The sequence below is a fragment of the Prochlorococcus marinus str. MIT 9314 genome, from assembly GCF_000760035.1.
Lineage (GTDB): Bacteria > Cyanobacteriota > Cyanobacteriia > PCC-6307 > Cyanobiaceae > Prochlorococcus_A > Prochlorococcus_A marinus_B.
The window spans coordinates 1-12916 of the sequence record NZ_JNAO01000008.1; the positions used below are offsets into that span (position 1 = coordinate 1).

Annotated in this window: 15 protein-coding genes; 5 read left to right on the forward strand and 10 right to left on the reverse strand. The window is 31.6% G+C overall.

The genetic code is table 11. The features are described 5' to 3' along the window. Window positions 1-592, forward strand: a 592-nt coding sequence (locus EU98_RS0108880) for a GTP-binding protein (protein ID WP_032515497.1), incomplete at its 5' end; no start/stop codon positions are given. A 28-nt stretch (window positions 593-620) separates the two neighbouring features. After that, window positions 621-2159 carry an ABC transporter permease gene (locus EU98_RS05780; RefSeq protein WP_032515498.1) on the forward strand — a complete coding sequence of 513 codons (1539 nt, stop codon included), beginning with the start codon at window positions 621-623 and terminating at the stop codon, window positions 2157-2159. On the opposite strand, the gene EU98_RS05775 is transcribed toward EU98_RS05780, so the two are convergent. Genes EU98_RS05775 through EU98_RS05760 form a run of 4 tightly spaced genes read right to left on the reverse strand, consistent with a single transcriptional unit; the run spans window position 2156 to window position 5318 of the window. Continuing rightward, complete coding sequence (locus EU98_RS05775) at window positions 2156-3112, reverse strand: lysylphosphatidylglycerol synthase domain-containing protein (RefSeq protein ID WP_032515499.1); 957 nt, start codon at window positions 3110-3112, stop codon at window positions 2156-2158. The genes EU98_RS05780 and EU98_RS05775 overlap by 4 nt on opposite strands. Further along, window positions 3109-4341 (reverse strand): nickel pincer cofactor biosynthesis protein LarC, encoded by a 1233-nt coding sequence (gene larC, locus EU98_RS05770; protein WP_032515500.1) that lies wholly within the window; start codon window positions 4339-4341, stop codon window positions 3109-3111. The genes EU98_RS05775 and larC overlap by 4 nt, the downstream gene beginning before the upstream one ends. Window positions 4342-4393: 52 nt before the next feature. Continuing rightward, entirely contained in the window at window positions 4394-4993 is a 600-nt protein-coding gene (locus tag EU98_RS05765; RefSeq protein ID WP_032515501.1) for a hypothetical protein, read from the reverse strand. 31 nt (window positions 4994-5024) lie between these two features. Further along, a complete protein-coding gene (locus tag EU98_RS05760; protein ID WP_032515719.1) occupies window positions 5025-5318 on the reverse strand; it encodes a hypothetical protein in 294 nt (97 codons plus the stop codon). A 72-nt stretch (window positions 5319-5390) separates the two neighbouring features. Here EU98_RS05760 and xth point away from each other — a divergent pair, with 72 nt between their 5' ends. Both xth and hemL read left to right on the forward strand, forming a co-directional pair. Beyond that, window positions 5391-6236, forward strand: a complete 846-nt coding sequence (gene xth / locus EU98_RS05755) for an exodeoxyribonuclease III (protein WP_032515502.1) — start codon at window positions 5391-5393, stop codon at window positions 6234-6236. A gap of 226 nt (window positions 6237-6462) precedes the next feature. Further along, complete coding sequence (gene hemL / locus EU98_RS05750; RefSeq protein WP_032515503.1) at window positions 6463-7764, forward strand: glutamate-1-semialdehyde 2,1-aminomutase; 1302 nt, start codon at window positions 6463-6465, stop codon at window positions 7762-7764. Window positions 7765-7838: 74 nt separating this feature from the next. Here the strand turns inward: hemL and EU98_RS05745 are convergent, their stop codons facing one another. The 5 genes from EU98_RS05745 to EU98_RS05725 all read right to left on the reverse strand — a co-directional run bounded on the left by EU98_RS05745 (window position 7839) and on the right by EU98_RS05725 (window position 11199). Further along, complete coding sequence (locus tag EU98_RS05745; protein WP_025952478.1) at window positions 7839-8642, reverse strand: prohibitin family protein; 804 nt, start codon at window positions 8640-8642, stop codon at window positions 7839-7841. A gap of 120 nt (window positions 8643-8762) precedes the next feature. Next, window positions 8763-8960: a hypothetical protein gene (locus EU98_RS05740; RefSeq protein ID WP_032515504.1), complete on the reverse strand. Its 198-nt coding sequence runs from the start codon at window positions 8958-8960 to the stop codon at window positions 8763-8765. 27 nt (window positions 8961-8987) lie between these two features. Beyond that, window positions 8988-9485: a YajQ family cyclic di-GMP-binding protein gene (locus tag EU98_RS05735; RefSeq protein WP_032515505.1), complete on the reverse strand. Its 498-nt coding sequence runs from the start codon at window positions 9483-9485 to the stop codon at window positions 8988-8990. A 66-nt stretch (window positions 9486-9551) separates the two neighbouring features. Continuing rightward, window positions 9552-10064 carry a DNA recombination-mediator protein A gene (locus EU98_RS05730; protein ID WP_032515506.1) on the reverse strand — a complete coding sequence of 171 codons (513 nt, stop codon included), beginning with the start codon at window positions 10062-10064 and terminating at the stop codon, window positions 9552-9554. A gap of 25 nt (window positions 10065-10089) precedes the next feature. Continuing rightward, window positions 10090-11199, reverse strand: coding sequence for a phosphotransacetylase family protein (locus EU98_RS05725; RefSeq protein WP_032515507.1), 1110 nt, complete (start codon window positions 11197-11199; stop codon window positions 10090-10092). Between the two features lie 146 nt (window positions 11200-11345). On the opposite strand from EU98_RS05725, the gene EU98_RS05720 reads away from it, so the two are divergent. Continuing rightward, window positions 11346-12062 (forward strand): SDR family oxidoreductase, encoded by a 717-nt coding sequence (locus EU98_RS05720; RefSeq protein WP_032515508.1) that lies wholly within the window; start codon window positions 11346-11348, stop codon window positions 12060-12062. Window positions 12063-12068: 6 nt separating this feature from the next. On the opposite strand, the gene map is transcribed toward EU98_RS05720, so the two are convergent. After that, complete coding sequence (gene map / locus EU98_RS05715) at window positions 12069-12908, reverse strand: type I methionyl aminopeptidase (protein WP_032515509.1); 840 nt, start codon at window positions 12906-12908, stop codon at window positions 12069-12071. Window positions 12909-12916: the final 8 nt, after the last annotated feature.

A 12916-nucleotide genomic window follows, 5' to 3' on the forward strand; every position in this document is an offset into this window, starting at 1 on the left:
TTTACTAAACAAATGTGATTTAGTCAACGAAGAACAATTAAAGAAAGTCGAAAAATTCATTAATAAAATAAAAAAAGAACCAAGGATATTGAGATCAACCAATAGTGAAGTTGGATTACAAACAATAATGAGTGTAGGTCTATTTGAAACAGATACTTTTAAATACGATAAGGATAAAGAAGATGTAGAAGACAATTCACACGATCATTCTTCACATGCACACGATCATTCTTCACATTCACACGATCATTCTTCACATTCACACGATCATTCTTCACATTCACACGATTTGATCAATAATATAGAGGGTTTTACATCAGTTTCTTATGAGACTTTTGAACCATTTTCCTTAAGGAAGTTTCAATATTTCTTAGATAATCAAATCTCACAAAATGTATTTAGGGCCAAAGGAATATTATGGTTTATGGAAAGTGAAAGAAAACACATTTTTCACCTATCTGGAAAAAGATTTTCTCTAGATGATGAAGAATGGACCAAAGAAAAATCAAACAAGATAGTGTTAATTGGGAAAAATTTAGATCATCAAACTATAAAGAATCAACTTTCATCATGTAGATTTAGTAAAGATTAGATTATGCATATTAGGGTTTAATTAATTTTTGAAAATACTTATTAAAGGATTTAAAAAAGCAGTAACCGAATTAAAACTTTTTTATTTTACTTCGTTTATTGTTGCATTCCTAGTTATCATTCCAATTTCCAATTTTCTTCTTGAAGGAGTTCAATATGTTATTAGTGGGAATTTTTCATTAGGTATTGCTGGAGGAGAAGAGGTATTAGAGACTTTAAAAGTTTTAGTACTAACAAGTTTTTTTGGAGGAGGATTAGGCACTTTGAATGGATGGTTACTTTCAAATTGTGATTTTAAGTTCAGAAAAGTTCTCCGAATTTGTCAGCTAGTTCCACTTGCTGCCCCAGCATATCTAATGACAGCTGTTTTGCAGGATTTAGCAAGTATTTTTGGGTATCAAGTAACAGGTTTATGGTGGGGGGTATTAATACTTTCAATTTCTACTTATCCATATGTATTCATTCTTGCTAACGAAAGTTTTAATAAATTTGGAGTTAATCAAATCAATGCTAGTAGAGGATTAGGAGTTGGACCATGGAGGAGCTTCTTTAAAATCGCTCTTCCAATGGCGTTACCAGCACTAATAACAGGAATCAGTTTAATGTGTATGGAAGTAATGAATGAGTTAGGTACATTTGCATTATTAAATATTCCAAGTATTTCTACAGGTATAGCCGAAAATTGGATAATTGAGGGTAATCCAAAAAGTGCTATTGGACTATCTTTGGTAGCATTATTAATAATTTTTACTTTAATTATTTTTGAAAAATTCTCGAGAAGAAAATCAAAGAGGTGGAGTGAAAATCCTGCATCAAAAGATTCTCAAGGTTGGGAATTAAAAAAAACTAGAGCTCTTTTAGCAATAACCATATCTTTATTTCCTCCAATTTTCTCTTTTGGAATTCCATGTTTTTGGGTTCTGCTTAATATCGATCAAATTCAAAAAGGGTTATCTATAGAATTACTTAACCTATCATTGAGAACAATAAGCCTAGGATTTTTTACTGCATTAATAACTATGCTATTCTCTCTAGTAATTTCCTTAGCAAGACGCCCAAATAAAAGCTTATTACTAGGAATAATAACAAACCTTGCGGGAATAGGTTACGCAATCCCAGGCACTGTATTAGCTTTATCTTTAATAAGCATTTCTTCTTCAAGTTTTAATTTTATCGCTATTTGCTTACTAATTTGGGGTTATCTTGTCAGATTTCTAACTATTTCTAAGGGTTCTATTGATTCAAGTCTTGAAAGAATCTCTCCTAGTCTTGATGAAGCTGCACTTGGACTAGGAGAGGATTGGCTGGGTATCATCAAAAGAGTTCATCTACCTCTTCTCCAAGGACCAATATTCGTAGGCTCACTTTTAGTTTTTGTGGACACGATAAAGGAATTACCCATAACCTTTATTTTAAGACCATTCGATTTTGATACATTATCTGTGAGAATATATCAATATGCTGGAGATGAAAGAATGGTAGAGGCAATATTACCAGCAATTCTTATTATGATATTGGGCCTTATCGCATCAATGACATTGATACCAAGTTTAGAGAAAAAAAACTAAATTCTTTTAGATAGTTTTCTTATTAAAAAAGGTAAGCTTAACAACAAATCTGCCGAGGTTGATATAACCCTAAAATAAATTAAGCAAATGAGAATTATATTTTGTGGAATACTTTTGCCAACAAAAAAAAGGAAGCAGGTCTCAAAAACACCTACGCCTCCAGGAGCTGTTGGGATTACCAATCCTAAAGACCATGACAAAGAAAAGATTACTAATAAAAATATGCTATTGAGAGTATTACTTGTATCAAAAGTTTTTAAGCAAATATAAAAACTTATAAATTTAGATAAAACAAACCCAATTTCAAGTATTAAAGCTCTAGTAGGGAAAAAAGAAATAATATTTATTCTCTCTTCAAATAGGTCTTTTGATTTTGGAAATCTCAATACCTCAAATACTTTTCCTTTAATGGACCCTATTCTTTTTAATACAAGATAGATTAATTTCCTGTTTAAAAATACTAAAGGAAAAATTAAAAAAAAATAAATTGGTGAAAAAATTAATCCCAGCGATGCCAATAGAAAAGATCCACTTAACATAAAATAAGGTTCTATAAGAGTCGAATACAAAGCAATTTGCGGATTAATTATTTTTTTTAAAAAATTAAATCTTTCTACAAAATGCCAAATCCCTCCTGGAACATATTTAAGAATATTGGTTAAAACATAAAAAGAGACTAGATTATTACTTTTAAATTCTTTCCCAAACCACTTAACAATATATTTCCATGCATAAGCGTTTAGGTAAATACTTAAAACACAAAATAAAAATGATAAGGATAGATTTATTCCATTTCTTTCTAAATTGATATCAAAAGAAATTTGATCAATATTATAAAAAAAATATATGCAAAAATATAATAAGCTTGAAATAAAGAAAATACTCTTGAAATTACCAAATTTAATTTTTTTAAGGAATTTGAAATATGGTTGATTGATTGTATTAAATCTCATTTCCAGTTTTCAAATGCTTTAAATTTCTTACTTGACTCTTTTATTATTTTTCTTATTTCATGAGTTGATATTTTATGCTTTAACTTTAATCTCAAAACCTCATCATTTTCTGGTTTCATATTTATTGATCCATCGGGTTTCAAAGTTTGTTTAACTTTTATATTTCCAAAAGTTGTTAAACATTCTCCTCTACGTCTAAGTAATATCCACCGAGATTGGGTCCTTTCACGAACCCCAATAGTGTTGGAATAATCAAACCATAATCGTCTAAAAAATTCTTTTTTATCAATGGGCAAGATTGCTTGAATTGAAAATCCAATCCTATTTTTTTTCATATTTATAGCTTGATAGGAAACGTCGTAAGCCCCCTCAATTCTAAGTTTCTCCACAAAATTAGATATATCCTCGGGTGTTTGATCATCAATCCATGCTTCTTGAATAGATATCTCTTCACACTTTGGACTAATTTGTTCATTATCGTTAATAGAAGAATCCTCATATGAAGTAATTTTATAAACTCTTACCAAATTAGGGAATGGAAATTTGAGGTTACCAATGCCTACTCCATAAGAGTTAATAGAAAATTTTAAAGGAGGTTCTAGATAGTCGACTAAATTAGCTAGTAGAGCAATGCCAGTTGGTGTTGAGAGTTCACCCTCTATTGAGTCACGGTTTGATAAAACCTTAATATTTTTTTGTCTTATTAACTCTATTACAGCTGGAGGTGGTACAGATAATTTTCCATGTTCAGTTTGGACAAAACCTTTCCCCAACATTGGTTCATTACAATAAACCCTCCTTGGATTTAAGTAATTCAATGCAGCACACACCCCAATGATATCCACCAATGAATCTATGGCTCCAATTTCATGAAAATGAACATCATCAGATTTAATGCCATGAACTTTTCCTTCCGCAATTGCTAAAGATTCAAATACTTCATAAATTATTTTTTTTAATTTATCTTCTAAGTGACCATTTAAAATAATTTCCTTAATACTTCTCCAAGTTCTTTTGCAAGGACTACAATCAGTATTCTCAACCTTTGCCTTGATGCCTCGAATTGAAAAACTTTTTGACTCCTTAAAGTCTAGTTGATATAAATCCTGTAATCCAAGATCAATAAGTGGCTTTTCAATAACTTTTTTAGGCACCCCTAAATCATAAAAAGCTCCTAACAACATATCTCCAGAGATACCAGGAGAACATTCAATTAAAACATCATCCATAAATCAAAGATTTCTTGATTGGTAAAATTGCAGTGGAAATCAACCTTTCATTCTAATTATTTTTAGAAAGATTTTTTTCAATCACTTCGTAATTTATAAGTTTCAAAGAATTTCCATCTCTGTTGATATCTAAACTTACAAAGCTATGCAGAAGTTCAAGAGAAATCTCTCCTTTAATGACTAATTTAAAATTTTTATTTTTTAAATTTTTTGACTTTACAGCAGAACATATTTTAATAACAATTTCCTTCTTTTTAGTGTTGACAAACACTAATTCTCCTCTAACAGAAAAATAATTGTCTTTTAAATTTAATTCTTCTAGTAATTTTGAGAAGTTTGTTTTTGAAGAATCATTAGGGAAATCATTAAGTTGGTAGGGATCCCAGATACCTGCAACCTGTAAATGCAAGTTTTGAGTATTTTTATTCTTTGGATAAACGATCCAATAGTAACTTTTCTTTAAATCAATATGCTTTTTTAAAAGTGATAAGGCTTTACCTAGTACTACTGTTTCAATTTTTTCGTCTTTATTATCGATTAAAAAGCCTCTATTTAATTGCTCACTACTGAGGGGAGTAAATTTACCATTAATAATACCGATTGCTCTATGCTGTAATTGGTTAGTAACTTTTGGGATAGGATTTTTTAACATATTAAAAATTTGGAAATAAAAATTTATCGTATTAAATTTCCTGATTCCCCTCCTGACTATTAAATGAGTTTAAGGCATCGTCAATTGCATCAGAGGGATCGGTCGCATCGTTCATACTATTTTGTCTGCGTATCATTTCCACAAGTTCAAAAGGATTAGTTGGAAGAACTGAACTATCATCTTCTGTTTTAGTTGAGGTATCAATTTCCAATTCCTCAAATAAATATTCAGCATTTAGATATGCCCCTTTTAAGAAAATTAATGAAGTAAAAAAAAATACAAAAGTTATTGTTCTAGGCAGGCTTTTGCAAAAATAATCTTTCATTTTATTTAATTTCAAAATTCTTAAACACCAAAAAATTTTTGCTATTTTAATTTTACATAATTTGGTAGAAATTTGTTAATAGCAACTTGGAATGTTAACTCTATAAGATCCAGACTTTCACAAATAATAGATTGGATTAATAAAGCCAATCCAGATATTCTATGTTTGCAGGAAACAAAAGTAATGGATGATAGTTTCCCTATTGCACCTTTTGAAAAATTAGGATACTCAGTAGAGGTCTACGGGCAAAAATCATACAATGGTGTAGCTATTATTTCTAAAATAAAGCCGGAAAATGTCAAAAAAGGATTTTACGGTTGTAATGACTTTGATCAAAATATCGAAATTTTCCGAGATCAAAAAAGATTAATTTCTGCTGATATTAATGGTATTAAAATCATAAATGTTTACGTGCCAAATGGATCTTCTCTAGAGTCTAGTAAGTTCGAATACAAAATTAATTGGTTAAATTGTTTAGCTTCATTTTTAGATGAGCGAGAAAAAAAAGGAGAAATAATTTGTCTTATGGGTGATTTTAATGTTGCTCCGTTTAACCTTGATATTCATGATCCAAAGAAATATGAAGGAGGAATAATGGCTTCTGAGATAGAGAGAAATGCATTAAATAATGTTCTGAAAAAAAGATTAATAGATACTTTCAGGATTTTTGAAAAAAATACTGGTCATTGGAGTTGGTGGGATTACCGTAATAACGCATTTGTATTAAATAAAGGTTGGAGAATAGACCATATTTATATCAGCAAAGAACTGTCATCAAAACTTAAAAGTTGTGTCATAGACAGCTCACCAAGGGGTAATTCGCGTCCAAGTGATCATGCCCCAGTAATGATAGATCTTAACTTAAACGGCATAAATGTAGATTTTTTCGAGGATGAGGATGATCTCTTCGAAATATAAATAAAATAAATTGAATTTTTTCAATGCCTGAAAACGCCTATTAATAAAGAGTTGTATAAAGTAAGATTGTTTTTTATCATGATTTCTTTAAAATTAATAAGTTACAATCCAAACTATCGCAATAAAAATATCATAATGTAGAATTTCATTCTGATTGACAAAATTTTTACTTATTTCTAATTTAGAACATGACAAGATTTTTCTCAAAACATCATTTAGCTAAATTGTGACTGACATATTAAATTACACAAAATCTGAAGAAATTTTCTCTGCAGCCCAACAACTAATGCCAGGAGGAGTTAGTTCTCCAGTCAGAGCTTTTAAGTCCGTAGGTGGCCAGCCAATAGTTTTTGATAGGGTCAAAGGCCCTTTTGCTTGGGATATTGATGGAAATAGATATATTGACTATATAGGAAGTTGGGGGCCGGCTATATGTGGACATGCACACCCTGAAGTTACAACGGCATTACAGGAAGCACTCGAGAAAGGAACGAGCTTTGGCGCTCCATGCGTTCTAGAAAACCAACTTGCTGAAATGGTCATAGATGCAGTCCCATCTGTAGAAATGGTCAGATTTGTTAATAGTGGAACAGAGGCATGCATGGCTGTTTTGAGACTAATGCGAGCATTTACTGGAAGAGATAAAGTTATTAAATTTGATGGTTGCTATCACGGTCATGCAGATATGTTTTTAGTTAAAGCAGGATCAGGTGTTGCCACTCTAGGTTTACCTGATTCTCCTGGAGTTCCTCGGACAACAACTGCCAACACACTCACTGCTCCCTACAATGACCTTGAAGCAGTGAAAAAATTATTTTCAGAAAATCCTGATGCTATTTCGGGAGTTATACTTGAGCCTATTGTAGGTAATGCTGGTTTTATTACTCCAGAACCTGGATTCTTGGAAGGATTAAGAGAACTAACCACTGAGAATGGATCCTTATTAGTTTTTGATGAAGTAATGACTGGATTCAGAATAAGTTATGGAGGCGCTCAAGAAAAGTTTGGAGTTACTCCTGATTTAACAACCCTTGGGAAAGTAATTGGTGGAGGCCTACCTGTTGGAGCTTATGGAGGTAAGAAAGAAATAATGTCAATGGTAGCTCCTTCAGGACCGGTTTACCAAGCAGGAACTTTGAGCGGTAATCCACTTGCAATGACTGCTGGAATAAAAACTCTTGAACTACTTAAACAAGATGGTACATACGATAAACTTGATTCAACAACCTCTAGATTAATTGAAGGGATAATTCAGTCTGCAGAAAATAACGGTATCGCTATTAACGGTGGAAATGTAAGCGCAATGTTTGGATTTTTCTTATGTGATGGGCCAGTCAGAAACTTTGATGAAGCCAAAACAAATGATGCGAAACTTTTTGGTAAGTTGCATAGAGAAATGCTTAGACGAGGAATTTACCTAGCGCCAAGTCCATTCGAGGCTGGTTTCACATCTCTAGCTCACAGCGAAGAGGAAATTGACAAAACTATCGAAGCTTTTGACGAATCATTTAACGCAATAAAACAATAATAATTTACATTTTTAAACTCGATGAAAAAAATGTAAATTATTAAAATTATTTAGAAGGGTTATATTTTAAATAGTTATCTCTTACCACCGACTATTACTGGTGGACTTCCCCCTTCTGAACCTGGTAAACCAGGTACAACTTGCGTGCTGCCATCCCATTTGTCTAGAAATAATTTGAAAAGCACCTGATCGTCAAGGCTTCTGTTTAATGTCTCATATCTAAGGGCTTCTTGTTCAGCGATTTCAACTTCTGTCTTCGCTCTTAATAATTGCTGACCTGCTATTTGTTTTTGTTCAATCGCAGCTCTATATTCTTCAGCAATCTCTAATCCAGTAAGATCTAAACTTTTAACATCTACATAATCGAACGAATTTAGTTCTTGAGCAACTGTATCTCCAACTTTTTCAGAAATTACTGCGAATTCAGTGGCAATTGTTTCTAGCTCATATTGAGAAAACACAGATTTTAGAGCTTTTAGCAAAGATGGTTGAACAATTTTTTGATAAACATCGCTATTTCTACTTGCAATTGTTGCGAAGATCCTTCCTGCTTCGTTAGGTTTTACTGAGTACTTAACGGTAGCTGTAGCCCTAATCACTTGAAGATCTTTAGTTAAAGTTTCAAATTTTTCGGGTTGAACCTGAGTTTTTATATCAAATGGATAAACAGACTGAACAAATGGAAGTTTAAAGTTTAAACCAGCTCTCCTTGAGGGGCCACTTACTTTCCCTAATGTTGTTACAACTGCAACTTGTCCAGAAGGGACAACGAAGAGAGATTGGGTGAGCAAAAGAAAGCCGGTAAATGACAGTACGATCAATAATGTTGCTGTTCCACCTGGACCTGTTGGTGTTACATTTTTAAAAGACGTTGACATTAAATTTTTTCTTTTAATTAATCATATTTAAATAGACTAATTAGTGCATTGATAAGACATTTAATTAAAATATTTTTTTAATAATTGAAGATTTAATATAAATAATATTTACTAGATATTCTATTTAAATTCTTGCAAAAGTTCTAAATAAAGGTCTTCATCTATTTCTCTTATGTCATATTCAGAGGGTAGAACACCATGCTTATGCTCATGTACTGCCATCCAACAATATTTCTCTATTTCTTCTTTTGAAAAGCGAGGATATTCTTGTACTTTCTTAATCAATGATTTAATGAGAGATTCTGAATAATCTGTCATGCTTTAAAAATGCTCTTACTGAAGATTTTATCTAAAGTTATTAGCTTTTAGAGGAATGTTTAAAGACTCTTCCAACTCACTAACAAGCTTAATTGCTAATTGAAGATCATTTTTGCTCTTACTTGCAACTCTGAGTGTTTCTCCATTGATGCTGACATTAATTTTCTTTATTTGATCTCTAATATTTTTACTGATTTTTTTTGCGATTTCTTGTTTGATTCCTTGTTTTAATAAAATTGTCTGTTTTACTCTATTACCACTAACCATTTCAATTTCACCGTAATCAAATATTTTTAAAGATAAGTTTCTTTTTATTGCCTTTTGTCTAATTATGTCATTAACAGCATTTAAGGTTAATTCGCTGTTGGTGATTATAAAAATATTTTCTTTATCTAAATCAACTGAAGTGTCTGTTCCTTTAAGATCGTAACGCTGAGAAATTTCCCTTTTTACTTGATCCAAAGCATTGACCAATTCCTGTCTATCAAAATCAGAAACTACATCAAATGAAAAACTTTCTGCCATAGTAAATTATTAATAGCTAATTATTATTACCATAAATCATCTTTTAATAAGGGGAAATGGATTTATTTAATCAAAAAATAACAAACTAACCACTTTCCCCATTTCTTCCGCGCATCTACAACTATTTAACAAAGTTTCACTATCGTGAAAGGCAAAGCATATTAATTGATCGCACCTAGTAATAATTTCTTGATTACAAAGACTGCTTGCGAGTGGCAAAGGCAATTCATCATTTTCACTTTTTTCAACCAAATGCATAACCCTTTCGAGTTGAACCTTTATTTCGGGTAGTTGTCTATCAAGACTTTGTGGTAATAAAACAGTTAATAATGATGGATTAATATCTAAGACAGCTCGAATAACAGCCGCATTGACACCTTGTGATCCAGAAGTAAGGATATTATGTCCTTCATCTGCTAACGACCTTGCTATCAACTCAATTAAGTGGATATCGACAACTGGTACATGCCTACTGCCCAAAAAAGCAATTCTCCTTTTCCCATTATCTTGGAGTTTTGCAAGTTCTTGAGCTAAGGCATCAACGCCTTCAGTTGCCGGTAGATCTAAAGAGCGACTCAAAATAATATAGTTCCTATATTTGAAATTAGCATTTATCTGAAAAATTGCAGGGAAAATCTATCTTTTCGAGAATTCTTTGTAGATTTACATTCTCTTGAACTAATTGAATAGCATAAGAAGCTTTGATTGATTCATGTATTCTGACATGACCAAAAGCTTGTTCAATAATTTCTACGGAGGAAAGAGTATCTAATTCCACTTTTAAAATTGGCACCTCCAATTCCTCCGCTCTATGAATTAATTGCGACAAGGGGTCTCCTATACCAGTTAAAATTAAGCATTGAGTAGAAGCCTCCAAAGCAGCGAGTTGGATATCAGTTCTATCAGCTCCAGTAACTACAGCCATATTTCGTCTTCTCCTGAAAAATTCCATAGCGGAATTCACTCCCATTGCACCAATACTTAATGTTTCAACAAGCAATTGATCTTTTTCAGGGCAACAAATTACTTGGGCATCTAGTCTTCTTACAAGCTCTCCAACTGTGACACTTCTAAGAAGTGGTGATTTAGGCATTACACCAAATACTTCAATATCCAGATCTTTAAGAGAAGGTATTATTTCATTTTTTACTTTTTCGACTTCTTGTGGCAAAACCCCGTTCAATACAACTCCTGCCAATTTCTCCCCTAATTGTTTTTTCGCATCAAGTAATGCATCCACACTTTTACAATCTTCCCATAAATTCACTATTAAAACTTTCGCATCTAAATCCTTTGCTAATTGTGGGAGACTTAAGCCATAAATCATACCTTCATGCAGACTTCCAGCTGCCTCCAAAATATTCAGACCTTCAAAATCATCATTAAGCAACTCTTCAATCTGATCAAAACCTTTTCCTGGGAGTAAGTCTTTATTAAAGATTCTTTTTTCAGCTGATATATTATCCAATAATCCTACTGAGGAAATTAAATTCTCCTCTTCGATATTTAATGTAGATCCAATAAACTTAACATCATCATCTATTAATCCTTCATAAGACATTGAAGGAAGATTAGTAAGTTCAATACATGTTGCTAGTGGTTTTCCAATGCGTACTTTTTTTTTCTTCTGTAAAAGTTTTTTTGCTATCCCAAGAACCATTGCAGACTTACCACTAAATGGCTCACATGAACCAATTAATAATATATCGCTCATAATTAGTAAAATAATTTATCAATAGGTTTAAGATAATATTTTTTTAAGAACTAAACAAATATTTATTTATGAGTTTTTAAAAAATATAAATAACTTTTTTTGGTAAATTTATCTTAGTTCTTTGGTATCTCATCAAAATCAAGCAAATGATAAATTCAACCAAAAACGTAAAAACTATAGGTATTACTGGAGCCTCAGGTGCGCTAGGGAAAGAATTAACAAAGTTGTTTCGCCAAAAAGGATATAAGGTGATTGGATTTACTCATAGTAAAACTAATTATGAAATAAATCTTGAATCTCCAAATGAATGGATTAAATGGGAATGTGGAAGGGAGTCTTCATTAAAAAAACAATTAGAGAAGATAGACATTTTAATTTTGAACCATGGTATCTATGATTTGAGTAGAGAAAATTCCAATTTTGAAAACTCAATAGAAATTAATGCATTAAGCAAATTCAAATTTTTAAATTTATTTGAAGATATTGCTCTAAGCAATGATTCACTTATAAAAAAAGAAATTTGGATAAACACATCTGAAGCAGAAATATTACCAGCCCTAAATCCCTCATATGAGATTAGCAAGTCCCTCATTGGTCAATTAGTTTCTTTCAAAAAAAATCTTATGGATAAAAATACAAAGAAAAAATTCATAATTAAAAAAATCATATTAGGGCCTTTCAAATCAGAACTAAATCCTATCGGAATAATGAGCCCCAAATTCGTTTCTAAAAAAATTTATAATTTAGCTAATTCAAAAAAATATTTAATAATAATTAGTCCAAATCCCTTAACATACCTACTTTTTCCATTAAAAGAGTTTTTTAATTTTTTGTATTGCCAAATTATCTATAAGTACAAATAATAGTTTTTAGAAATCTCTATCTGTCAATATTTCAATACCATCTTTTAAAACAACTATTGTATGCTCCCATTGGGCTGACCATTTTCCATCTTTTGTTATTACGGTCCATCTATCATTTAAAGTTTTGCAAAATTTAGTCCCTTCATTAACAATTGGTTCCACAGCTAATGTCATTCCTTCACGAAGTACCACATTGGGCAATTCTTTGGTCCGAAAATTAAATACCGATGGTTCTTCATGGAGATTTCTTCCTACTCCGTGACCTGTATAATCCTCAACAACACTAAAACCATTTTTTAAAACAATATCCTCGATTTCTCCAGCAACATCTAAGAGTGTATTACCAGCTTTAATTTTTGAAAGCCCCGCATACAATGCTTTATAAGCTATTTCACTAAGTTTTTGAGCTTTTGGACTAACTTCTCCTACACAAATTGATATACAACTATCTCCATGGAAACCATCTAAATATGCCCCTGTATCAATTTTAACCAAATCACCATTTTTAATTATTTTATTTTTACTTGGAATCCCGTGGACAACCTCATTATTAATACTAGAACAAATACTAGAAGGGAATCCATGGTAGCCCTTGAAACTTGGGACAGCTCCAAAACTTTTTATCCTCTTTTCTGCGAAATCATCTAAATCTTTTGTAGTCATTCCAGGTTTAATTAAATCATTTATTTCCCTCAAAACAGTTGCTACAATCCTGCTAGATTTTTTCATTAAATTTATTTCCCGTGAAGACTTTATTTCGATTCCTCTCCTCCTCTGAATAAAAGGAACTTGATCATTAGCTTTGGAATTATTTTTTTTTAACAAAAGATCTGCAAAATGTCTCATTGGAATAA

Coding starts and splice junctions, on each gene's coding strand:
- EU98_RS05775 (WP_032515499.1), bottom strand. CDS start 3,112: ATGAGATTTAATACAATCAATCAACCATATTTCAAATTCCTTAAAAAA.
- larC (WP_032515500.1), bottom strand. CDS start 4,341: ATGGATGATGTTTTAATTGAATGTTCTCCTGGTATCTCTGGAGATATG.
- EU98_RS05765 (WP_032515501.1), bottom strand. CDS start 4,993: ATGTTAAAAAATCCTATCCCAAAAGTTACTAACCAATTACAGCATAGA.
- EU98_RS05760 (WP_032515719.1), bottom strand. CDS start 5,318: ATGAAAGATTATTTTTGCAAAAGCCTGCCTAGAACAATAACTTTTGTA.
- EU98_RS05745 (WP_025952478.1), bottom strand. CDS start 8,642: ATGTCAACGTCTTTTAAAAATGTAACACCAACAGGTCCAGGTGGAACA.
- EU98_RS05740 (WP_032515504.1), bottom strand. CDS start 8,960: ATGACAGATTATTCAGAATCTCTCATTAAATCATTGATTAAGAAAGTA.
- EU98_RS05735 (WP_032515505.1), bottom strand. CDS start 9,485: ATGGCAGAAAGTTTTTCATTTGATGTAGTTTCTGATTTTGATAGACAG.
- EU98_RS05725 (WP_032515507.1), bottom strand. CDS start 11,199: ATGAGCGATATATTATTAATTGGTTCATGTGAGCCATTTAGTGGTAAG.
- EU98_RS05720 (WP_032515508.1), top strand. CDS start 11,346: ATGATAAATTCAACCAAAAACGTAAAAACTATAGGTATTACTGGAGCC.
- map (WP_032515509.1), bottom strand. CDS start 12,908: ATGAGACATTTTGCAGATCTTTTGTTAAAAAAAAATAATTCCAAAGCT.